This is a genomic window from Arthrobacter sp. LjRoot78 (genome assembly GCF_964254335.1).
In the GTDB taxonomy this organism is placed as follows: Bacteria; Actinomycetota; Actinomycetes; order Actinomycetales; family Micrococcaceae; genus Arthrobacter.
Map to the genome: position 1 here is coordinate 4,122,203 of NZ_CAXUTG020000001.1, position 22,335 is coordinate 4,144,537.

Annotated in this window: 20 protein-coding genes; 11 read left to right on the forward strand and 9 right to left on the reverse strand. The window is 66.2% G+C overall.

Going from position 1 to position 22,335, the window contains the following annotated elements:
* Window positions 1-86: 86 nt before the first annotated feature.
* Window positions 87-284, reverse strand: a complete 198-nt coding sequence (locus ACSQ1X_RS19145; RefSeq protein ID WP_436059386.1) for a hypothetical protein — start codon at window positions 282-284, stop codon at window positions 87-89.
* Between the two features lie 415 nt (window positions 285-699).
* Between ACSQ1X_RS19145 and ACSQ1X_RS19150 the strand changes: the two genes are divergently transcribed.
* The 3 genes from ACSQ1X_RS19150 (at window position 700) to ACSQ1X_RS19160 (ending at window position 4,306) form a co-directional block, all read left to right on the forward strand.
* On the forward strand, window positions 700-2,103 hold the full coding sequence (locus tag ACSQ1X_RS19150) for an MFS transporter (protein ID WP_436058865.1): 1,404 nt from the start codon (window positions 700-702) through the stop codon (window positions 2,101-2,103).
* A 50-nt stretch (window positions 2,104-2,153) separates the two neighbouring features.
* Entirely contained in the window at window positions 2,154-3,410 is a 1,257-nt protein-coding gene (locus ACSQ1X_RS19155) for an aminopeptidase P family protein (protein ID WP_436058866.1), read from the forward strand.
* 77 nt (window positions 3,411-3,487) lie between these two features.
* Window positions 3,488-4,306: an IclR family transcriptional regulator gene (locus ACSQ1X_RS19160; protein WP_436059370.1), complete on the forward strand. Its 819-nt coding sequence runs from the start codon at window positions 3,488-3,490 to the stop codon at window positions 4,304-4,306.
* A 95-nt stretch (window positions 4,307-4,401) separates the two neighbouring features.
* Here ACSQ1X_RS19160 and opgC read toward each other — a convergent pair whose 3' ends face one another.
* Window positions 4,402-6,858, reverse strand: coding sequence for an OpgC domain-containing protein (opgC, locus tag ACSQ1X_RS19165; protein WP_436058867.1), 2,457 nt, complete (start codon window positions 6,856-6,858; stop codon window positions 4,402-4,404).
* 73 nt (window positions 6,859-6,931) lie between these two features.
* The gene (locus tag ACSQ1X_RS19170; protein WP_436058868.1) at window positions 6,932-8,197 is read right to left on the reverse strand and encodes a GAF domain-containing sensor histidine kinase; all 1,266 of its coding nucleotides are present in this window, start codon (window positions 8,195-8,197) and stop codon (window positions 6,932-6,934) included.
* Window positions 8,198-8,480: 283 nt separating this feature from the next.
* Here ACSQ1X_RS19170 and uraD point away from each other — a divergent pair, with 283 nt between their 5' ends.
* The 5 genes from uraD to purM are packed head-to-tail and all read left to right on the forward strand — an operon-like array spanning window position 8,481 to window position 12,569.
* Window positions 8,481-8,978 (forward strand): 2-oxo-4-hydroxy-4-carboxy-5-ureidoimidazoline decarboxylase, encoded by a 498-nt coding sequence (gene uraD / locus ACSQ1X_RS19175; protein ID WP_436058869.1) that lies wholly within the window; start codon window positions 8,481-8,483, stop codon window positions 8,976-8,978.
* The gene (gene uraH, locus ACSQ1X_RS19180; RefSeq protein ID WP_055802608.1) at window positions 8,975-9,316 is read left to right on the forward strand and encodes a hydroxyisourate hydrolase; all 342 of its coding nucleotides are present in this window, start codon (window positions 8,975-8,977) and stop codon (window positions 9,314-9,316) included. The genes uraD and uraH overlap by 4 nt, the downstream gene beginning before the upstream one ends.
* Before the next feature lie 51 nt (window positions 9,317-9,367).
* On the forward strand, window positions 9,368-9,718 hold the full coding sequence (locus tag ACSQ1X_RS19185; protein WP_055802611.1) for a hypothetical protein: 351 nt from the start codon (window positions 9,368-9,370) through the stop codon (window positions 9,716-9,718).
* 47 nt (window positions 9,719-9,765) lie between these two features.
* A complete protein-coding gene (purF, locus tag ACSQ1X_RS19190) occupies window positions 9,766-11,418 on the forward strand; it encodes an amidophosphoribosyltransferase (protein ID WP_055802612.1) in 1,653 nt (550 codons plus the stop codon).
* Window positions 11,415-12,569: a phosphoribosylformylglycinamidine cyclo-ligase gene (gene purM / locus ACSQ1X_RS19195; protein ID WP_436058870.1), complete on the forward strand. Its 1,155-nt coding sequence runs from the start codon at window positions 11,415-11,417 to the stop codon at window positions 12,567-12,569. Before purF ends, purM begins: the two co-directional genes overlap by 4 nt.
* 80 nt (window positions 12,570-12,649) lie before the next feature.
* Here the strand turns inward: purM and ACSQ1X_RS19200 are convergent, their stop codons facing one another.
* Window positions 12,650-13,492: a VOC family protein gene (locus ACSQ1X_RS19200; RefSeq protein WP_436058871.1), complete on the reverse strand. Its 843-nt coding sequence runs from the start codon at window positions 13,490-13,492 to the stop codon at window positions 12,650-12,652.
* 171 nt (window positions 13,493-13,663) lie between these two features.
* Between ACSQ1X_RS19200 and ACSQ1X_RS19205 the strand changes: the two genes are divergently transcribed.
* On the forward strand, window positions 13,664-14,446 hold the full coding sequence (locus tag ACSQ1X_RS19205; protein WP_436058872.1) for an alpha/beta fold hydrolase: 783 nt from the start codon (window positions 13,664-13,666) through the stop codon (window positions 14,444-14,446).
* A 191-nt stretch (window positions 14,447-14,637) separates the two neighbouring features.
* On the opposite strand, the gene ACSQ1X_RS19210 is transcribed toward ACSQ1X_RS19205, so the two are convergent.
* Entirely contained in the window at window positions 14,638-14,871 is a 234-nt protein-coding gene (locus ACSQ1X_RS19210; protein WP_055802618.1) for a DUF3073 domain-containing protein, read from the reverse strand.
* 291 nt (window positions 14,872-15,162) lie between these two features.
* On the opposite strand from ACSQ1X_RS19210, the gene ACSQ1X_RS19215 reads away from it, so the two are divergent.
* Window positions 15,163-15,888: a septum formation family protein gene (locus tag ACSQ1X_RS19215; RefSeq protein ID WP_436058873.1), complete on the forward strand. Its 726-nt coding sequence runs from the start codon at window positions 15,163-15,165 to the stop codon at window positions 15,886-15,888.
* A 47-nt stretch (window positions 15,889-15,935) separates the two neighbouring features.
* Here ACSQ1X_RS19215 and clpB read toward each other — a convergent pair whose 3' ends face one another.
* Together clpB and ACSQ1X_RS19225 are read right to left on the reverse strand one after the other, a co-directional pair.
* On the reverse strand, window positions 15,936-18,602 hold the full coding sequence (gene clpB, locus ACSQ1X_RS19220) for an ATP-dependent chaperone ClpB (protein ID WP_436058874.1): 2,667 nt from the start codon (window positions 18,600-18,602) through the stop codon (window positions 15,936-15,938).
* Window positions 18,603-18,807: 205 nt separating this feature from the next.
* Window positions 18,808-19,593 (reverse strand): S1 family peptidase, encoded by a 786-nt coding sequence (locus tag ACSQ1X_RS19225; protein WP_436058875.1) that lies wholly within the window; start codon window positions 19,591-19,593, stop codon window positions 18,808-18,810.
* A 267-nt stretch (window positions 19,594-19,860) separates the two neighbouring features.
* On the opposite strand from ACSQ1X_RS19225, the gene ACSQ1X_RS19230 reads away from it, so the two are divergent.
* Entirely contained in the window at window positions 19,861-20,373 is a 513-nt protein-coding gene (locus ACSQ1X_RS19230) for a carboxymuconolactone decarboxylase family protein (protein ID WP_436058876.1), read from the forward strand.
* Between the two features lie 29 nt (window positions 20,374-20,402).
* Here ACSQ1X_RS19230 and ACSQ1X_RS19235 read toward each other — a convergent pair whose 3' ends face one another.
* Both ACSQ1X_RS19235 and ACSQ1X_RS19240 read right to left on the reverse strand, forming a co-directional pair.
* Entirely contained in the window at window positions 20,403-21,479 is a 1,077-nt protein-coding gene (locus ACSQ1X_RS19235) for a sulfate/molybdate ABC transporter ATP-binding protein (protein ID WP_436058877.1), read from the reverse strand.
* Window positions 21,476-22,330: an ABC transporter permease gene (locus tag ACSQ1X_RS19240; RefSeq protein WP_436058878.1), complete on the reverse strand. Its 855-nt coding sequence runs from the start codon at window positions 22,328-22,330 to the stop codon at window positions 21,476-21,478. The genes ACSQ1X_RS19235 and ACSQ1X_RS19240 overlap by 4 nt, the downstream gene beginning before the upstream one ends.
* Window positions 22,331-22,335: the final 5 nt, after the last annotated feature.

The window sequence follows — 22,335 nt, forward strand, 5'->3', positions numbered from 1 at the left end:
GCCCGGGAGGACTCGTTGGCAACGGCACCCGTTGCCAATCTAGCTGACTCGTTGCGGTTCCAAATCTTCGTGCAGGACGACCCGCACTACGGTGTGCGCTGCTTCCTGCGTGCGGACGGCGCTGCCGCATGCCCTGCAAGGATGCCCGTCCGGTGCCGGATCTTCAGACGGTAGAGCAGTGCCCCGCCGATCGCGACTGGACCGACGAAGATTACGCCGCCCCGGTGGACTGCGGGGTCTAACGTCCCGGGCATCCGGAACAAGACGCAGGAGTTCTCCGTCATTCTGCAAAGTCTCCTTGTTCGTCGTGGGAGCCAGCGTGGAACGCCACCCCTTGGATCGGGAGGCCGGCCTGAACACCACGGAGTCAGTTCCGCTGAATTGCGTATTACACAACACGATGCACATAGCGCGTACTAGAAAAATATGACAGCCGCCACACGGGGTGTCAACAGATCGCCGCAGTGCTACCTGGCACCAACGCGTCGAATCTTCGAACCATATCTAATTTCCTGCAACCGCGTCGCTTTCAGTGCAACATGTTTTCACCAACACGGCTTTCACATCGCCTCCTGGTGGTAATTCCATGCGCAAAGTTCAAGACGGTGAGGCACGAAGGTATTGACTGTGGTGCATGTCACGCCTAATCTGGTGCAACAGCGTTGCGCTGAATGCAACCCCAAACACCTTGGTGGATACATGAGTAACGAAACTTCCTCTCCCGCTCTTGCGGGGGAACGTGGCGCGGAGCAGGATGGCGTGCATGACGGCCGCCGCGCCGGCCGCAGTACGTTGAGCGGCCAGAATTTCCAACCTGCTGACGACGGTGTCAGCAAGGACACGCGCCGCAGAGTCATCGCGGCCAGCTTCATCGGCAACTTCGTTGAATGGTTCGACTACGCCGTTTACGGCTACCTGGCCGTCACGATCGCCACTGTCTTTTTCCCTGAATCAGATCCCCAGACCGGGCTTCTGCTGACCTTCGCCCTGTTCGCGATTTCATTCCTGGTGCGCCCGCTCGGCGGGTTCGTCTGGGGCCATATCGGTGACAGGGTGGGCCGGCGCACGGCCCTCTCCCTGTCCATCCTGATCATGTCCGGTGCGACGTTCTGCATAGCCCTCATTCCGGGCTACAACACAATCGGCATCTGGGCTCCGATCCTGCTTCTGATCATCCGGGTGGTCCAGGGCTTCTCAGCCTCAGGCGAGTACGCCGGAGCGTCGGCCTTCCTCGTCGAGTACGCCCCCGCCAACAAGCGCGGCCTCTACGCCGCGGTGGTTCCCGCGAGCACCGCGGCAGGCCTGCTGCTAGGTTCCCTGCTGGCGGGCCTGCTGACCATACTGCTCAGTTCCGATGCGATGCAAAGCTGGGGTTGGCGCCTGCCGTTCCTGCTGGCCGCCCCGATGGGCCTGATCGGACGCTACATCCGGACCAAGCTGGAAGACACCCCCGTATTCCGCGAAATGGCCGCGGAGGACGATGCTGTGAAGGCACCCGTTTCAAGCCTGTTCCGGAACCACTGGCGGCAGCTGCTGCAGGCCGTCGGAGCGGTGCTGCTGAACGCCGTCGGCTTCTACGTGATCCTCAGCTACATGCCCACCTACCTGTCCTCGGAGCTGGGCCTCGGCGAGACCGAATCATTCCTGGCCACCACCGTCGCACTGGTGACATACATCGGTTTCATCTTCCTGACGGGAATGCTGTCGGACCGTTACGGACGCAAGAAGGTACTCATTGCCGCGTCCGTGAGCTTCATCCTGCTGACGGTGCCCGCGTTCGCGCTTCTGGGAACCGGGAACTTCCTTGTAATTGTCCTGGTCCAGATCCTGCTGGGCGCCATGCTCACGCTCAACGACGGGACGCTCCCCAGCTTCCTGGCAGAAATGTTCCCCACCCGTGTCCGCTACAGCGGCTTCGCCGTCAGCTTCAACCTCTCCAACGCGCTCTTCGGCGGCACCGCCCCGTTTATGGCAACGCTCCTGATCGCCGCCACCGCCAGCGATCTCGCCCCGGCCTGGTACCTCGTCGCAGCGGCAGTCATCTCCCTGATCGCCGTCGCGCTCTCCAGGGAAACCTGCAAAGAACCGCTGCGCCACGAATAAAGACTTCCTCCCACCTCAAAGTAACTGCACCACAGAAAGGCACCACCACAATGACCACCACAACATCCGAGAACGCAACGTCCGTCGCCGAACTGGAGCGACTCAAAGTCCTCAAGAACGGCGACAAGGTCAAGCTCACCTTCTCCGACACTGAGTTCGAGCGTCGCATCGCCGGTCTGCGCCGCATCATGGTGGAAAAGGATCTGGACGCCGTTGTCCTGACCAGCTACCACTCCATCAAGTACTACTCCGACTTCCTTTTCACCACCTTCGGCCGCTCCTACGCCATGGTTGTCACCAAGGACGACACCGTCACCGTCACCGCCAACATCGACGCCGGCATGCCCTGGCGCCGCAGCTTCGGCGACAACATCGTCTACACGGACTGGCGCCGCGACAACTACATCTTCGCCATCCAGGAAGTGCTGCGCACCCGCGGCATCAACCCCCGCCGGCTCGGCGTCGAGGACGACTCGCTGCCGCTGGATAACCGCAACAAGATCCAGGCAGCCTTCGCATCGGCCACCCTGGTGGACGTTGCCCAGGCTGCGATGCGCCAGCGGATGATCAAGTCCGCAGAGGAGATCGAGGTCATCAAGCACGGTGCACGCATCGGAGACCTCGGCGGCGAGGCCATCCGCAACGCCATCACGGCCGGCATCACCGAGTACGAGGTCGCCCTGATCGGCACCGAAGCCATGGTCCACGAGATTGCCCGGACCTTCCCGGATTCGGAAATCCGCGACACCTGGGTGTGGTTCCAGTCCGGCATCAACACCGACGGCGCGCACAACTGGGGCACCACCCGCAAGATCCAGGAACACGACATCCTGTCGCTGAACTGCTTCCCGATGACCTCGGGCTACTACACGGCGCTGGAGCGCACCCTGTTCTACGGCGAACCGGATGCCCGCTCGCTGGAACTGTGGAACATCAACGTGGAAGTCCACAAGCGCGGACTCGAACTCATCAAGCCCGGCGCCGTCTGCAAGGACATCGCCGCTGAACTGAACGAGATCTACGTCGGCTACGGCCTCCTGGCCAACCGCACCTTCGGTTACGGACACTCCTTCGGCGTCCTCAGCCACTACTACGGCCGAGAAGCGGGGCTGGAGCTCCGCGAGGACATCGACACCGTGCTGGAACCGGGCATGGTGGTTTCCATGGAGCCGATGATCACCGTCCTGGACGGCGAGCCGGGCGCCGGCGGCTACCGCGAGCACGACATCCTGGTGGTCGGCGAAGACGGCGCGGAGAACATCACCAAGTTCCCGTTCGGTCCGGAATACAACATCATCGGGGCATAGCACCTGCCGCATTTGCCACCGCCCGAAAGCGGCGCCACGTCATCCGTGGCGCCGCTTTCCGGCTCTCATACGGAATGATGGTGGACACCATGACCTCTGAAGAAACTCCTGAAACCAGCACCAACGGCGACACCAAGGGCACGTCGGTCATCGTCAACGCCATCGCCGTGCTGCGGAGTTTTACCGCTGACGAGCCGCTGCTCGGCGTCACCGAGATAGCAAACCGCGTCGGCCTGCACAAAAGCACCGTCTCCCGCATTCTGGCCACGTTCGAACAGGAACACCTGGTGGAACGCGATCCGGAGACCCGCAGGTTCCGCCTGGGCCTGGGCCTGATCGCCGTTGCCGGACCGCTGCTGGCCGAACTCGAAGAGCGCCGCGTGGCCTACCCCGTCCTGCGCGAACTCACGGAACAGACCGGCGAAACAAGCGCGCTCATGGTGTGGAACGGGTCCGAGTCGATGTGCGTGGAGCAGATCGCCAGCCACCACCAGATCAAGCACACCACCCCGTTGGGCGCACGGTACAAGGACGCACTCAGCGCTTCCGTGCAGGTCTTCCTTGCCGCCGAGCCGGCCGAGCGCGTGCGGGTATTGCTCCGCAGCGGCGAGATAACCCATCCGGGCCTGGACGAAACCAGCCTCGAGGCGTACCTGATCCGGCTGGGCGACGTCGCCCGGCGCGGCTGGGCCACCAACTACGGCGAGTCATCACTGGATGAGGTGGGCCTGGCCGCCCCCGTCTTCGACCACCGCGGCGACATCGTGGCGGCGGTCCTCATCCCGGCGCCCCGCTTCCGGGTTTCCCCGGACACACTGCAGCGCCTCGGCGAGTCCTGCAAGGCTGCCGCGGACCGGGTCACAGCCCGACTCGGCGGCGCCGCGCCCGCACGCTGACCCCGGACGCTCTCTCACTTCCTGCGGGTTTCTCCCCGACGCTCTCTCCCGAGTGACAGAGCGTCCCGGACAAAGCGACGGAAAGTGAGAGAGCGTCAGGTGGGGATGATGCGGAACAGGAACCTGGTCCGGACCATCACCCAGAGCAGCGCCACGATCAGGGCGTAGGCGGCGGTGTTGAGCCAGATGTTCCCCTGCTGCAGGGCCGGAATGTTCGCTACCACCGCGATGAGTACCACGTGCATGATGAAGACGTACAGGGTGGCCTGCCCCAGCGGGATCAGCAGCCAGCCAACAGCGCGTTCGATCGGCTTCCAGTAAGCCGTGAGGAGCGCGTAGGCCGTCACCAGCAGGGTGAGCACGTTGAGGAGCCGCCCGGGCTCGAGGTAGGTCCGCCCGAAGAACTGGTCGTACACGGCACGGTAGCCCGCATCCGACGTCAGCGCGAGCCTGACGTCGAACTCGTTGGCCAGGTACGGGTTGCCCCAGGACATCAGTGCGAAGGCCACCGTGATGGCCGCGCAGACACCCACCACCCAGCGATGGCCGGACAGCCAGACCACAATCCTCCGACGGTGGTAGCCGCCCACCAGCCCCAGCACAAACAGGACCTGCCACACCAGCAGCGGGAAGGAATCCTCGAACTGTGACGGCAGGAGCCGGAAGCGGAACACCGTCCCGGCAACGTACAGGGCGGTGGTGCCCAGCAGAACCCAGAGCACCTTGCCGCGGGCCAGCGCCAGCAGGATCAGCGGGCTGACCAGCAGCATGATCACATAGAGTCCCATCACGTTGAACTGCCACGGGCCGAACTGCAGGAGCAGCACTGCCGGGATGACAGCCCCGGACACGGGAAACTGGAGAAGGCCCTGCATGCCGGTGTAGAGGTCATAGGTCCTGCCCGCTCCCGACCTGCCGGCACCGCCGGTCCCCTGGTCCGTGAACGTGGTGAGCACTTCGGAGTTGAAGGCCGGGATGAGGCTGAGCAGGAACACCAGGACCACAACCGCCAGCGCCGTAACGTACAGCTTGCCGGCCCGCCGGCCGGTCTTTTCCGCCACCAGGCCGATGTTGTCCTGGGCCTTGGGCCCGTAGACCATGCCCAGCACAAGCCCGGAGAGCAGCACGAACAGCTCTGCACCGGACACAAAGCCGATGGTTTCCTGCGTCAGCAGCTGGAAGAACGAGGTCATCCCCACGTGGTTCACCACCACGAACAGGATGGCCACGCCGCGCATCAGGTCCACCCGGGCATCCCGCGAGGACTTGTCCGAGTACGCCCAGTTCGCGGCCGTGCGCAGGCGGACCGGCACCAGCCACAGCAGGACCGCGGCCGCCAGCAGTGTGGCCGCCATGATCGCCGCAGGAACACCGGCCAGCGTGTTGCCTGATGACCCGCCCAGCCCCTGCACCGTGGCGGTGACCGGCCCGGTGGTGAGCGTGGACTCCTTGACGGCTGCGCCGGCGGCCGCCGCCACGTCCGCATTCCGCGTCAGGCGCCAGTCAATGATGGTGTTGCCGGCGTCCCCCACGTCCGTTTTTTCGTCCCAGACGACGGCGGCAATCCGGTCCAGTTTCCCCTGCCCGGCGTCGCCCAGCACCTGTCTCCACCAGCCGGTCTTGATGTCGTTTTCCGAGGGGCCGCCCGCCGACGGGCTGTAGTAAGCGGCAGTCTGAAGCAGCAGCGGCTTTTCCCGCTGCACGGCGTAGGACTCGTAGAAGTCGGAATCGCCGGTGTCGGCTGGCGCATCCCCGGCGGACGCGGCCCCCTGGGCCGTCCCATCCAACAGGGCCGCAAGCTCCCCGTCCTTTGACAGCGTATTGACGGCGGCTCCCCCGCCGGTGTCGTCATGGAGTGCCGTCAGGCCGGCCCAGTCAACGACGTCGTCGCCCGGGTAGTACGGCGCGTAGGGTGCATCCGAGCCGTTCCAGACGCCGTCGGAATTCGTGTCCAGAACGGCGAACCCGGCGGTGCCGGGCGCCGGGGCGCTGCGGTTCCTGGTGAACGGATAGTCCCGCCCCTGGAAGGGCTGCCACACCATGACCACGTTGGATTCGGCTGCGAACGCCTGGGCCACGGCCCGGTACGCCGGAACGTAGGCCCCCGGCTGCTGGCCCCAGGACACCCAGCTGGAGTTCATGTCCGGGGCGAAACGGATCAGCAGCTTTCCGGGGAAACCCTGCGCGAGTTCCTCGAGCTGCCCGGCAAAGTCACCGGCGGCGGCCGCGTTGACGTCCGTCAGGGACACCGTGGGGTTCACGGTCAGCAGGGCGTGGGCGCCGGAGGATGCACTTTGGGCCAGGAACTCCCGCAGGTAGGCCTTTTCCGCGGCTTTGATGGGAAAGGAAGCATCGTGCCCGAGGACCGCAGGAGTGGCCTGCAGCCGCGCAGCGAAACCGGCGGCATCGTCCTCGCCCCATTCCAGCACCGCACCAAGGAGGGGCTTTCCGGGCGCGGCCCCGAGGTCCTCCCCCGCGGCAGTGTTCGACGCCGGGACGCCAGCTTGCGCTGTACTTCCGGCTTGCGCTGTACTTCCGGCTGGCGCTGCCACGGCAGCATGCGCGGCACCCGCGGGCAGAAAGAGCACCAGTGCGAGCAACAGAAGGGAGGCCCTGAGGAAGGCTTTAAGCGGACTGATCCCGGCCGCCTTTCGGGAAGAGCGCCGAAACAGTCGTCCCGCCGCCGGGCGTTTCCGCGAGGGAGAGTTCTCCGCCGTGTGAATGGACGATCCGCACGCAGGTGGCGAGCCCCAGGCCCGAACCCGGGGCGTCGCCGGGGCGATGCAGCCGGACCAGCGGTTCAAGGACCCGTTCGCGGTCGGCGGCTCCGACACCTTTGCCGTTGTCCGCCACACGCACGACGACGCCGCGGTCATCGGCCACGGCATCAACCCGGACCTTGAGGCTCTGACCGGGGCGGCGGTAGTTGGATGCATTGCCCAGGAGGTTCTGCAGCAGCGTCCTGAGTTGCGCCGGATCAGCCACCACTTCAGCATCCTCGCATTCCAGCGAGGCGCCGGCGCCGAATCCGTCGCCCAGGTCGCTCACTGCCTCGGCCACTGCCCTTTGCAGGGAAACCGGCCGGGGACGCAGCATTCCGCCCACCTGGGAGTAGCTGAGGACGTCGTCCAGCATGGCGAGCATCCGCCGCCCGCTGCCACCGATGCGCTGCAGATAGCCTGCCGCCGGGCTGTCCGGGCGGATGTCGTCGTCGTCTTCACTCAGTTCCACGTAGCCAAGGATTGTGGTGAGAGGGATGCGAAGGTCATGGCTGACGCGTCCGGCGAACTCCGCCAGTTTGCGGTTGCTGCGCCCGAGTTCCTCCAGGGCATGCTGGAGCTGCAGCGTGCGGTGCTGTAGTTCCAGCACTTCCACCACCTGTGCCGCCAGGACGTCCAGCATGGCGATCTGCTCTGCAGAGATGGTGGCCGGCGCGTCGGAGAAAACGCACAGCGAGCCCAGCGCGAAGCCGGAACTGGTCTGCAGCGGCGAGGAGGCGTAGAACCGGACATTCGCAATTTCGCCGGTCACAAACGGGTTGTCCGCAAATCTCGGATCGGCGGAAGCGTCTGGCACCACGGTGGTGCCGCCGTGCTGGAAAACCATGGCGCACATCGAGTCCTCCCGTGCGCACAGTCCGGGCGCCAGGCCCGCGGCCGCAAGCTGGACCTGCTGTCCGGGAGCGATAATGTTGACGACGCTAAAGGGGACGCCGCAAAGCTTCGCGGCAAGGTCCACCAGGAAGTTCAGGGCCCGCGCGGCGGTGGCGCTGGCGCTGGCGATGTCGTCCTCGGCGGAGGCCGGATCCCGCGGCAATAGTCCGTATTCGCCCAGCACGGAGCGCCGTTCAAGGTCAGCGCTAACAAGGCTGTGCCCATCTGCTTGAGCCACTGGAGTCCTTCCCACCAATAAGGACAGCCGGCCAAGCGCCGCAGTCCCCCCAGCAGGAGTCTATCGGAGCGGAATGCCGCCAACCGGGGTGCTGTAGTCTCTTGACACCAAGCGCAAATTTCGGGTTGACTATTACGCATGCTGAAATAACAGTTCCATGATGCGGAATGCAGAAGTGATGCTGCGGCGAGAAACGGGCCGCGGCGGCTTTTGCATCGGGGCAGCCCCTTGTCCGCATAGCCGACGCCATGGATGCCAGCATTTGCACGAGGGATGAACAAGCATGCAGCTTGCCGTATTCAACGGGGCGGACCGCGCGGAAGTCACCGCGGCACTTCGCCCCTGCATCGACGTCCGGCGCTGGGTGGACCAGATCGCGGACGCACGCCCGTTCGCCAGCAGCGAGGCCCTGCTGGACTTCGCCCGCAACGCCGCCGACCCGTTTACGCCGGACGAGGTGGAAGCCGCCATGGCCCACCACCCGCGGATCGGGGAACGGCCCACGGCTTCCACCACGGAGGCCTCCATGTCCCGCTCGGAACAGGCAGGCGTGGATCCCGCGGACCGGCAAATCACGACGGCACTCGCCGAAGGCAACCGTGCCTACGAGGAAAAGTTCGGCAGGGTGTTCCTGATCCGCGCGGCCGGGCGGACCGCTCCGGAAATCCTGGCGGCACTGCACGAGCGCCTCAACCACACTGCCGAAGAAGAAGACGCCATAGTGGCCCAGCAGCTGCGCGAAATCGCCCTGCTCCGGCTCGAAGGAGTGATCAGCGAATGACCGTTTCACAGGTGACCACCCACATCCTGGACACCGGGGCCGGGCGCCCGGCTGCCGGCGTCGCCGTCGTACTTTACGCGCGCGACGGCGGCGGCTGGAACCTCGTTGCTTCGGGCACCACGGATGCCGACGGCAGGGCGAAGGACCTTGGTCCGGAGCTCCTGCCGGCCGGGACGTACCGGCTCAACTTTGCCACGGGCGCCTACTACGAGGACCTGGGCACGGCCACGTTCTTCCCGGAGGTGGATCTGGTGTTCACCGTGTCCGACGCCGGCGAGCACTACCACGTGCCGCTGCTCCTGAGCCCGTTCGCCTACTCGACGTACCGCGGCAGCTAGACGACGCCGGGGCGGCCGACCCATTCAACCCCGGGCAGTAGGCTAGATGGCATGGCTTCTGAAGACACCCCCGCCGAACGGCGCGAAATCACCGTGCGCCGGGCACCCAAATACGTGCCGTTCCTCATACTCGGCGGACTCGTGGGCATCATCGTTGCGGCAGTCATCGCGTTTGCGCTGCCCGGGGACCCGAGCTACGAACCCAGCTCCGTCTTCGGTTTCTTTATGGTCCTTTTCGGCGCCGGCGGAGTGATTCTGGGCGCCATTGTTGCCCTCCTGCTGGACCGGCTCAGCGTCCGCCGCGCCGAACACGCCGTCGTCGAAGCCGTCCCGGAGACCGACGCCGGCAGCGAACCGGACGACGGCGGGGACAGCGGCACCCAGGCTGGCCGTCAGTCATAATCGGGCGGCCGGGAAAGTCCTACCCCATCACGTGAGATAATCGACCAGTGGCACGCGGCGATGGAAAACTTTCTCATGATCTTCTCCCTGGCGAAAAAGGCCCTCAGGACGCTTGTGGCGTCTTCGGGGTCTGGGCACCAGGTGAAGAAGTAGCAAAACTCACCTATTACGGGCTGTATGCATTGCAGCACCGCGGTCAGGAGTCGGCTGGCATAGCAACCAGCGACGGCAAGCGGATTAACGTCTATAAGGACATGGGCCTCGTATCCCAGGTCTTCGACGAGACCACGCTGAACACCCTGACCGGGCACCTGGCCGTCGGCCACTGCCGCTATTCCACGACCGGCGCCAGCCACTGGGCCAATGCCCAGCCCACGCTTGGCGCTACCGCCACGGGCACCGTGGCACTGGCCCACAACGGCAACCTCACCAACACTGCCGAGCTCAACGCCATGATCAACGACCGCACCGGCGGCCAGCTGAGCGGCGAAATGAAGCAGGGCAACACCTCGGACACCGCCCTGGTCACGGCACTGCTGGAGGGCGAAGAGGGCAAGTCCCTCGAACAGACAGCCATTGAGCTGCTGCCCAAGATCAAGGGCGGCTTCTGCTTCGTCTTTATGGACGAAGGCACCCTCTATGCGGCGCGGGACACCTACGGCATCCGCCCGCTGGTCCTCGGCCGGCTGGAGCGCGGCTGGGTTGTCGCCTCCGAACAGTCGGCCTTGGCGACTGTGGGCGCGAGCTTCATCCGCGAAATCGAACCCGGCGAATTCATCGCCATCGACGAGGACGGCGTGCGGTCCCAGCGCTTTGCGGAGCCGACGCCGGCTGGTTGCGTTTTCGAGTACGTGTACCTCGCCCGTCCGGACGCCGCCATCGCGGGACGCTCCGTCTACGAATCCCGCGTGGAGATGGGCCGCCAGCTGGCCCGCGAAAACACCCAGGAAGCGGACATCGTCATCCCGGTCCCGGAGTCCGGCACCCCGGCTGCCGTGGGCTACGCAGAGGAATCCGGCATTCCCTTCGCGCACGGTTTCGTCAAGAACTCCTACGTGGGCCGCACGTTCATCCAGCCCTCGCAGACGCTGCGCCAGCTGGGCATCCGGCTCAAGCTCAACGCCCTCGAGTCCGTGATCCGCGGCAAGCGTGTTGTTGTAGTGGATGACTCGATCGTCCGAGGCAACACCCAGCGAGCCATCGTCCGGATGCTCCGCGAAGCCGGTGCCGCCTCGGTGCATGTGAAAATCTCCTCCCCGCCCGTGCAGTGGCCCTGCTTCTACGGCATCGACTTCGCGTCCCGCGCTGAGCTGATCGCCAACGGCGCCACCATCGAGGAAATCTCCCAGGCCATCGGCGCCGACTCGCTGGCCTACATTTCCGAAGACGGCATGATCGACGCTACGCGTCAGCCGCGCGAGCGTCTCTGCACCGCCTGCTTCACCGGCAAGTACCCCATCGAGCTGCCCGGCGCGGACAAGCTCGGCAAGAACCTGCTGGAGCGCACGGACCTCGGCGGCCTTCCTGCCGCGGGATCCGCCGCCAGCGCCCCGGAATCCACCGCCGTAGCAGTGGATTCCGACGAGGATCCGGCCGGCAAACCCGGCGCCACGGGCTGCGACCCGGGACCGGATGCCGAGTTCGAGAACCTGCTGACCGACGCCGATCGTCTGACCGCTGACAAGAAAGAGTCCGTATGACTTCCGCATCTTCCTCCGCCCAGAACGCCGGCATCACGTACGCCTCCGCCGGTGTTGACGTCGAAGCGGGAGACCGCGCTGTTGAACTGATGAAGGACGCCGTCAAGGCAACCCACAATTCCTCGGTGATCGGCGGAGTGGGCGGCTTTGCCGGCCTCTACGACGTTTCGAAGCTCCTCACCTACAAGCGGCCGCTGCTTGCCACGTCCACGGACGGTGTGGGCACCAAGGTGGCGATCGCCCAGGCCATGGACATCCATGACACCATCGGCTTCGACCTCGTGGGCATGGTGGTGGACGACATCGTGGTGGTGGGTGCCGAGCCGCTTTACATGACCGACTACATCGCCTGCGGCAAGGTTGTCCCCGAGCGCATTGCGGACATCGTCCGCGGCATCGCAGCCGCCTGCTCCGTGGCCGGCACTGCCCTGGTGGGTGGCGAAACCGCGGAGCACCCTGGCCTGCTGGGTGAGCACGAGTACGACGTCGCCGGTGCCGCCACCGGTGTTGTTGAAGCCTCCGATCTGCTGGGCCCGGACCGCGTCCGCGCGGGGGACGTTGTGATCGGCATGGCCTCTTCCGGACTGCACTCCAACGGCTACTCCCTGGTCCGCCGCGTCATCAACCACGCCGGCTGGGCACTGGACCGCCAGGTCTCCGAACTCGGACGCACGCTGGGCGAGGAACTGCTCGAACCCACCCGCGTCTACGCAGCCGACTGCCTGGACCTGGCCCGCACGTTCCCCGTGAACGGATCCGCGGCCGGCAAGGCTGTCCACGGCTTCAGCCATGTCACCGGCGGCGGCCTCGCAGCCAACCTGGCCCGCGTCCTCCCGCAGGGCCGCATCGCCACGGTGGACCGCGCCACGTGGGAACTTCCCGCCATCTTCAAGCTGGTCTCGGAACTGGGCAACGTCCCGCTGGCGGACCTCGAGCGCACCCTGAACCTGGGCGTGGGCATGGTGGCAATCGTCTCCCCCGAGGCTGCGGACGCCGCCGTGAACCGCCTCAACGACCGCGGCCTGCCGTCCTGGATCATGGGCACCGTCGAAGAGAACTCGGACTCCATCGTGAAGACCGGCCCGGACTACGTCCAGGGTGCCAAGGGTGTTGACGGCGGCGCAGTCCGACTGGTGAACGCCTACGCCTAAGGGTTCCTAAACTCTCATCGAGTGCTCCGCAACCGCCGTTTAGCAGGTCCATAACGGCGGTTGCGGAGCACTCGATCTGTTTAAACCTCCAGCAGGCTGAATATTCCGCCCTGCGGGTCGCTCAGCGTGGCGACCCTGCCGGCGTCCTCGTCGTCGCCGTCACCCTCCGGTTCGACCAGGACGACGGCGCCAGCGGCCACCGCAGCGGCCACCGCCTCCGTGATGCTGTCGACGCCGAAGTAGACCTGCCAGCCAGCCTGAAGGACGTCTTCCGTGTCGGACTCCGGGTCGGCTCCCGTGGCCGCCCCCTCGTCATCTTCCTCGTCCTCCAGCGGGAGCGGCGCGATCCCGGCCACCTCCGCCCCGTCCACCATCAGCGTGGTGTACGTTCCGCCGTCGTCCTGCGGGTATTCGGTGACCTCGTGCCCGAACAGCTGCTGGAAGAAGGCGACGGCGGCCTGCGGTTCGGGAGTCAGCAGTTCCGCCCAGGCAAGGGCCCCGGATTCGTTGTACCTTGCGGTGCCGGTATGCGTTCCCGGCTGCCACACGCCGGTGGTGCCGCCGCCGGGTGGCGCCAGGAACACCATGACGCCGGTGTCCTCCACCTCCTCGGGGCCGAACTCCACCGCGCCGCCCGCGTGCGGCGTTTCCTCCACGATGGCTCCGGCATCAGCGACAGCAAAGTAGATGTTCCACTGCGCGGCCGTGCCGGAGGACTCCTGCTGGGGGTTCTGGGGCGCAATGACCGTGATGAGGTCGTCGCCCAAAAAGGCCTTGGAGTAGCTTCGCCCGTCCGGAGTGGGCAAGTCCTCATAGCGCCAGCCGAACACGGCGGCATAGAAAGCCTTTGCCGCCTCCACATCCTTGGTCTGCAGGTCCGTCCAGCAGATCTCGCCCGCGTTGAAGGTGGTGCGACCGGTCATAAAATCATTTCCCTTCGACCCTAATATTCGAAACCGCGCCGGCCCGGCAGCGGGACAGCCCACGATCAACCTAGTACGGGGCTCCGGCACTGACAACAAGCGGTCCGGCGGAGGACAATGGCGGCAACGACGATTCACCGCCGTCGAAGGACCGCCGGAACGGAGTGAGCCATGGCCAGCCGCGTGGACATTAACGGGCACCCCACCTGGGTGGAGGACCGCGGAGGCAACGGGGAGCCGCTCCTGCTGCTCCACGGCGGCCTGGGCAACAGCGACGATCTGCTCAACAGCATAGGTCCGGGGCTGTCGGATGGTTTCCGCGTCCTGGCCTTCGACCGGCGCGGTCACGGCTATACCGCGGACACGGAGGCAGACTTCCATTACGCGGACATGGCGGAGGAGACGATCGGCGTGCTTGAGAAAGTGGTGGGCGGGCCGGCCCACCTTGTCGGGTGGAGCGACGGCGGCATCATTGCACTGTTGGTTGCCCTTCGCCGCCCGGACCTGGTCCGGAAACTCGTGGTGGTGGGCGCAAACTACAACTTCGAGGGCACCCTCCCCGTCGAGATGGACCCCGGCTCCGCGGTGCCGCAGGAACTTGGCACAGCCTATATCGCGCGTTCCCCGGACGGGCCTGAGCATCTGGAAGTCGTCATGAACAAGAGTTTCCGGATGTTCGCTTCGGAGCCCACTCTGACGACGGCCGACATCGCCCGGATCAGCATGCCGGTGCTCGTCGTGGTGGGCGACGACGATCTCGTCACCCTGCCGCACACGGTTTCCCTGTACGAGGCCCTGCCGAATGGCCAATTGGCGGTGATTCCGGCGGCCTCGCACGGGCTTCCCCTGGAACAGCCGGAAGCCCTCAACCGCCTCATCCTTGCCTTCCTGGCCGCCACCGGCGCGCCCCGGACACTGATGCCGATACGGCGGGCGAAAACACTCCCGGGGTGACGTCCCGGGGTGACAACAGAAAGGCCCGTCAGGGCACACCGGAAACCGGCGTGCCCTGACGGGCCCAATATCTGAGGTCAGCATCCGGAGTGCTGGAAAAGAAGAGCCGAAGAGCCGTACGGATCACTGTGGTGAATGGTACGACGGCGGCACGCCACTGAGTGCCTTACGGCAGGTTCAATGGGCGACAACTAACCGATTCGACGGGTGTCAACCTCGTCGTCGTCTTCTTCCAAATCGTCCGCGTACTTATCCACATAAGCCGAATAATCCGGTTCGACCGGCTCACTCGAGAAACGGCTCGGTGCACGACCCTCAGTGCTCTTGAGCTCACGCTGAAGCGCAGAGTAGTCGGTGTTCGGGGAATAGTACTTAATATCCCGAGCCTGCTTGGTAGCTTTTGCCTTTTGACGGCCGCGCCCCATGGCGTGACCCCCTTTTGTACTCGGACCGGAGGTGGTCACCATTGGCGTTAGTGAGGCCCCGGAATGTTTGGTCAATTTGTCGTACACCTAGATTACATGCTTTCAGCGGTAACTGCGCCCCGGAACGGGCCCCTGGAGAACACTCGCCACGTTAACGCAGGTCCGGACCGTCTCCGGTCCGCAGATTTTCTTCGGTAGAGTCGTTGGGGCGACTCCAGCCGGGCGGCCCATTGGCTGCCCTCATCCAAGGAAAAAGCCAGGATTGCGACGCCGGGAAGGGTGAATCTTCACGTGAATGACCAGAACGGAACGGACACAGGGAACCACGAGACATCCCCGCGCGCCGGAATGCCACCGGTCGCTCCCCCGCAGCCTTCCCGGCCGCCAACCAGCAGCCTCCCGATCCTGCCGCCCGCCGTCACCGTCACAGACAACACAGACGTCACAGATGTCACAGACGACAAGCCGGCCCCCAAAGCGGGCGAGCCACGTCAAACCCTGTTCAAGGTCGGCTTCGTGGTGGCCGGACTGGTGCTGCTGGGCCTGCTCACGTGGTGGCTGGCAACCCTGATCGCGAGCGGCAATGAGCAAGCCGCCAACCAGCCCCCGGCCCCGGCTGTGTCGGAGTCAACATCACCGTCCGCGCAGCCGACCCGTGGAGAGCTTCCGCAGGATGGCGTGAGCGCGCTGGACTACCAGTTGGGCGACTGCTTCGAGAACTTCGATCCGGAAGCCACGGAGTCACGGGTGGTGGCGTGTACCACCGGCCACTCGGCGCAGCTGGTTGCCGTGTACCGTTTCCCGGAATCGGACTCCTACCCTGGCATTGCCGCATTGCGCGAGAAGGGCCGCGAGATCTGCCAGGACGCCGGACTCACCGACGCCGTGGCCAACTACGTCCTCATGCAGCGCAACGCCTACCCGAGCGATACCAGCTGGGAGCAGGGCGACCGGCGGGTGGACTGCTATGTCACCGCGGACAAGGGCAACATCATCATGGAATCCCTCATCCCCTAGGACCACCCCCGCAGCCAGACAGCCAGCCGGCCCGCCCTAACGCTCCCCTAGCCCTTCCGCCGCACTGACAGCCCGCTGCCGGCGAGGGCACCGCCATCGCGGTCCTGGCGCTCCAGGCTCGCGATGGTGAGCTCGTCGACGTCGGCCGCGGTGTCCACCAGCACAGTGTCCCCGTCGGCGATGTCGCCGGCGAGGATGGCCTTGGCTAGCCTGTCGCCAATTTCGCGCTGCAGCAGCCGGCGCAGCGGCCGGGCGCCGTAAGCGGGATCGAAGCCCGTCATGGCCAGCCAGGCGCGGGCACCCTCGGTGACTTCCAGCTCAAGGCGGCGGTCACGCAGCCGCTTGCCGAGTTCGGCCACCTGGAGTTCCACGATCCGGGCCAGCTCCTCGACGTCCAGCGCGTCAAACAGCACCACTTCGTCCAGCCGGTTCAGGAATTCCGGCTTGAAGGACGCGTGCACGGTGGCCATCACGGCACTGCGCTTGGCGTTGGCATCCAGGGTCTGGTCCACCAGGAACTGGCTGCCCAGGTTGGAGGTCAGCACCAGGATCACGTTGCGGAAGTCCACGGTGCGGCCCTGGCCGTCGGTGAGGCGGCCGTCGTCGAGCACCTGCAGGAGGATGTCGAACACCTCGGGGTGGGCCTTCTCCACTTCGTCCAGCAGCACCACGGAGTACGGACGACGGCGGACGGCTTCAGTCAGCTGGCCGCCTTCCTCGTAGCCCACGTAGCCGGGAGGGGCGCCGACCAACCGTGCCACGGAGTGCTTCTCCCCGTACTCGGACATGTCGATCCGCACCATGGCGCGTTCGTCATCGAACAGGAAGTCCGCCAGGGCCTTCGCCAGCTCGGTCTTGCCTACGCCGGTGGGACCCAGGAACAGGAACGAACCGGTGGGCCGGTTGGGGTCGCTGATGCCGGCGCGCGCACGGCGAACGGCGTCCGACACCGCGGTGACGGCCTTCTTCTGGCCGATCAGCCGCTTGCCGAGCTCCTCCTCCATGTGCAGCAGCTTCTGACTCTCGCCCTGCAGCATGCGTCCGGCCGGAATGCCGGTCCATGCGGAAATCACCTCGGCAATGTCACCCGCCGTGACTTCATCGGCCACCATGAGCTCCTGCTTCGCACCGCCACCTGCCACCCGGGCTGACTCAGCCTCGGCCGCGGCGGACAGCTCGCGCTCCAGTGCGGGAAGTTCGCCGTACAGGATGCGGGAGGCCGCCGCGAGGTCTCCTTCGCGCTGGTACTTCTCCGCAGCCGAACGAAGCTCGTCGATCCGGGCCTTGAGGTCACCGACGTGGTTGAGTCCGGCCTTCTCAGCTTCCCAGCGTGCGTTCAGGGCCGACAGCGCTTCCTTTTTGTCCGCCATGTCCGCCCGCAGCGCAGCCAGGCGTTCCACGGACGCGGCATCCTTCTCGTTGGCGAGGGCCAGTTCCTCCATGGTCAGCCGGTCCACCTGGCGCCGCAGCTGGTCGATCTCCTCCGGTGCGGAATCAATCTCCATGCGCAGCCGGGAGGCCGCCTCATCCACGAGGTCGATCGCCTTGTCTGGCAGCTGACGGCCCGAAATGTAGCGGTTGGAGAGCGTCGCCGCCGCGACCAGGGCGGAGTCCGCGATGGACACCTTGTGATGGGCTTCGTAGCGTTCCTTCAGGCCGCGGAGGATGCCGATGGTGTCGTCCACGCTCGGCTCACCCACGAACACCTGCTGGAAGCGGCGCTCCAGGGCGGGGTCCTTCTCGATGTTCTCGCGGTATTCGTCCAGCGTGGTGGCTCCGATCAGGCGCAGCTCACCGCGGGCCAGCATGGGCTTGAGCATGTTGCCTGCGTCCATGGAACTGTCCCCGGAGGCGCCTGCGCCCACCACGGTGTGGAGTTCGTCGATGAAGGTGACGATCTGCCCCTCGGAGCTCTTGATCTCCTCCAGGACGGCCTTCAGCCGCTCCTCGAACTCGCCGCGGTACTTGGCCCCGGCCACCATCGAGGCGAGATCCAGGGCAATCAGCGTCTTGCCGCGCAGGCTTTCCGGCACGTCGTTGGCCACGATCCGCTGGGCCAGTCCTTCGACGACGGCGGTCTTGCCGACACCCGGCTCGCCGATGATCACCGGGTTGTTCTTGGTGCGGCGGCTCAGCACCTGGATGATGCGGCGGATCTCGGCGTCACGGCCGATCACCGGGTCCAGCTTTCCGGAGCGGGCGATCGCGGTGAGGTCCGTGCCGAACTTCTCCAGCGCCTGGAAGGTGTTCTCAGGGTCCGCATTGGTGACCTTGCGGTCCCCCCGGACACCCGGCAGGGCGGCGAGCAAGGCCTCGTGGGAGGCACCGGCGTCGCGCATTAGCTTCCCGACGGCGTCACTGCCGGCGGAGAGCCCCAGCAGCAGGTGCTCGGTGGAAACGAAGGTGTCCCCCAATTTGTCGGCCTCGTTCTGGGCGTTCTTGATGGCCTGCAGGGCGGTGCGGGACAGCTGGGCCTGCTGCACCGAGGTGCCGGACGACGCAGGCAATGCTTTGATGGCGGTACTTGCCTGGACGCTGACGGCATCCGGATCGGCGCCCGTGGCGCGGAGGAGCGCGACGGCGACGCCCTCGCGCTGGTCCATCAGCGCCTTGAGCAGGTGGGCCGGCTCAACCTGGGGATTTCCTGCCGTGGAGGCGTTCATGGCTGCTGCCGAAAGAGCCTCCTGGCTCTTGGTGGTGAACTTGGCGTCCAAAGAGAGCTCCTTTCGGGGATAGATCAACTCTTAAAGTTGAGTGTACATGACTCAACTTTGCCGGACGTGGCCTCAAGGTCCATGTTTGCCGACGGCGAAATGGCTGTCTAGGGGCGATCGGCCCCCGCCCCCCGGACACGGCGCCCCGGCAGCGCCCCGGCGCGGCCAAAGCGCCACCGACGCTATGCCACCGGATGGCCGGCGGCTAGTCGGCGCCGACGCCAGTGACGAGCGTAATCCAGCCCAGATGCCGGGAGACGGCAGCGTGGTCGTTGTAGAAGCCGGTGAAACTGGATGGAAGGCCGCCAGGCAGAACGCTCGACGTCGACAGCACGCCCACCAGTTTTCCGCCGACGATGAGGGGTCCGCCGGAGTCCCCCGCCAGCGGGTGCCCTGTCCGCGACTGTGTCCGCACGGACAAGCCGCCAAAAGCGTCCGAACCCTGCCCCGACACCTCCACTCCGGCAGCCTTGACCTGGACGGACATGGCGCCGGCGCCCTCAGTCTCGTCACCCCAGCCGATTACGCGCGCAGGCGATCCCGCCGCCGGGAAGGTCCGGGACAGGCCGACATAGATTCCGGGGTGCGGGGTGGAGAGCTTGAGCAGCAGTACGTCGCCCACTGGCGACGGGTAGCGGGCTGCGATTGTCCGGACCACACCCCCGGCACCGAGGTACGGCGTGTCGAGCCGGACGGAACGAAGGCTCGCTGAGTCGCAGTGCCTGGCCGTAATCACCCAGCTGGCTGAAATCTGGCTGCCCGTGCAAGCCACCCTGGTGCCGGCGGTGTCGTAGGCGATCTGTACCGCGAAGGGTGCCTCAGCGAGGGAAACCGTCTCGCCGCCGGCAATATCCGTCCCGCCGCGCGAGGGTCCGGCGGGGCCCGGGTCCGGCGCCCCCGACGCCGGCAGCGACGTCAGGGATATGAGAAGTGCAGCGGCAGCCGTCACACGCAAAGCGCGGAGAACCCGGGCCTTCAGGCGGCAACGCATTTTCATATGGTAGGACTCAGGCCCCGGAAAAGTTAGCCCTCACGCAACAGCCGGCCCGGACACGCAGGAGGGCGGTTCCCCCAAGGAACCGCCCTCCGGCTGGCGTGGCAGGCGCATCGCAGTGAACCTTCCACACAGAGACTTCTCTGGTGGACCGCCGCCCGCCGCGAGGCGGGCAGGCGGTCCGATGACGACACTACAATGCATTTTCCGGCATGTCACGAAGATGACAAAAGCAGTCATACCGCGGTGGGTATTGTGGGAGCCATGGAGCACACCCAGGACGCCGGCACCCCCACCGCCCAGCACATCTTCATCGACAAGGAGAACCCGGCCGTCTGGCGGGCGCTAAACGGTCTCGGCCTGAAAGCACGCGAGGCTGCCGATGAAGCCGGCATCAGCAGGGCCCTGACCGAACTGCTGAACGTCCGCATCTCGCAGATCAACGGCTGCGCCTACTGCCTGAACATGCACGTCGCCGATGCCCTCAAAAAGGGTGAAACCACCCAGCGGCTTGCGGTGCTGGCCGCCTGGCGGGACACCGCGCTGTTCACGGAGCAGGAGCGCGCGGCCCTGGCGCTGGCGGAGTCCATCACCACCCTGCCCGATGCCCACACCCGTGAACGGGAGGATGCCTACGCCCGGCAGCACCTGAACGCGGCCGAATACTCAGCGGTGAGCTGGCTGGTGATTACGATGAACGCCTTCAACCGCGTATCCATCACCAGCCAGCACCCCGTGCGGCCTGAAGCCAAGGAGGAGCCCGCCGCGCAGGGATGACCGGGCAGGGCTGACCAAAGAGGCTGATGCTAGGCCGGGTAGACGGCCACCGCGGCCGCCTTGATTACGAAGTAGACGGTCATTCCCGGCGCAAGCCCCAGGTCCGCCGAGGCAGCCGGTGTGATGTCCGCGGACATCCCGCCGGCCCGGACCCGGATCTGGTCGCCGTGTTGTTCCAGGTCCGTGACTGTGACGGGGAATGAGTTCCGGGGACTGCCGTGCGCGTCGCTCAGGAAGACGGAGACGGCCGACGGCGGGAAGGCAGCTACGCCGGGCTGCCCGGCCATGTTTGGCTCGCCTGGTCCAATCGGGAGGAGGTCCTCGTCCTGGTGGCCGGCCACTTCGAGACCCTCTGTTGTCCGGATGCCGGTGGCGGTGATGGTTCCGGGAATGAGGTTCAGCCCCGCCAGCCCGGCGGCAAACCGGCTTCGGGGCCGCTGCAGGACCTGCCTGGTGGGCCCTTCCTCGGCAATTTTGCCCCGTTCGAGGATGATCACCCGGTCGGCCAGCATCAGGGCGTCAAGGACGTCGTGGGTGATGATGATGGCGCGCCGCCCGGCCAGGACCTTCTTCAGCAGCCTGCGGAGCAGCGGCGCCGCGTGGATGTCCAATGCCGCCATGGGCTCGTCCAGCAGCAGCACTTCAGGGTTGGCCGCAAGGGCCCGGGCCACCGCCACACGCTGGGCCTGGCCGCCGGAGAGTTCCGCTGGCCGCCGGGCCTCGAGGTCCCCGGCATCCACCGCGGCCAGCCATTCACGGGCCGACTCCCGGGCCGCCTTCCTGGCTGTTCCGGCGCTGCGGGGTCCGAAGGCCACGTTTTCCAGCGCGCTGAGGTGCGGGAACAGCAGCGGCTCCTGCGCGAGGAGTGCCGTGCGGCGGTGGTGCGGTGCGGTCCAAACACTGGCGCCGCCGTCGAGGTCGAACAGCACTTTTCCGTCGATGACGGACCGGCCGGAATCGGGCCGCAACAGTCCGGCGACGACGCTGAGGAGGGTGGATTTGCCGGCCCCGTTGGGGCCCAGGACCGCGACAGTTTCGCCCGGCGCGAGGCTGAGGCCGACGTCGAACCCGCGGGCGCGCACGGTTGCCTGCATGCGAAAGCTCACCGGGCGCCGTCCATTCGTCCGCTTGCCGTGCCGCCCGCCGGGACACTGCGCTGGTCCTGTTGTCCGGGGCGCCGATACGTCAGCCCCACCACCGTCACGGCCACGGCCACCAGGACAAGGGAAAGCGCGACGGCGGCATCGGCGTCCGTTTCCCGCTGCAGGTAGATTTCCAGCGGCAAGGTCCGGGTCACCCCCTGCAGGCTCCCGGCGAAGGTGAGCGTCGCACCGAATTCGCCCAGGCTCCGCGCGAAGGACAGCACGGCCCCGGACGCCAGGCCGGGCAGCACCAGCGGCACGGTGACACGCCGCAGGACGGTGGTGGGCCGGGCGCCGAGGGTGGCGGCCACTGCCTCGTACCGACCGCCGGCGGTGCGAAGCGCGCCTTCCAGGCTAACCACCAGGAACGGCAGCGCCACGAAGGTCTGGGCAAGCACCACCGCCGTCGTCGAAAAGGCAATCTGGATCCCGGCAGCCTCAAGGCTCCGGCCCAGCAGGCCCTGGCGGCCGAAGGTGTACAGGAGGGCGATGCCGCCTACCACCGGCGGCAGCACCAGCGGCAGCAGCACAAAGGCGCGCAACAGGCGCTGGCCGGGGAAGCTCGAACGTGCCAGGACAAGGGCCAGCGGCACGCCAAAAACAATGCACAGCGCAGTGCTCGCCGCCGAGGTCCGCAAGCTGAGGCCAAGAGCCGTCAGGGAGGATTCCGACGTGACCAGCGGTATGAACTGCGGCCAATTGACCCGGGCGGCCATGGCCGCCAGCGGCAGGAGCACGAACACCCCGCCCGCCGAGGCGATGGCGTAGACCCAGCGCGGGACTCCGTGGTAACCGCTTCCCCGTCCCAGATCCATGGTCT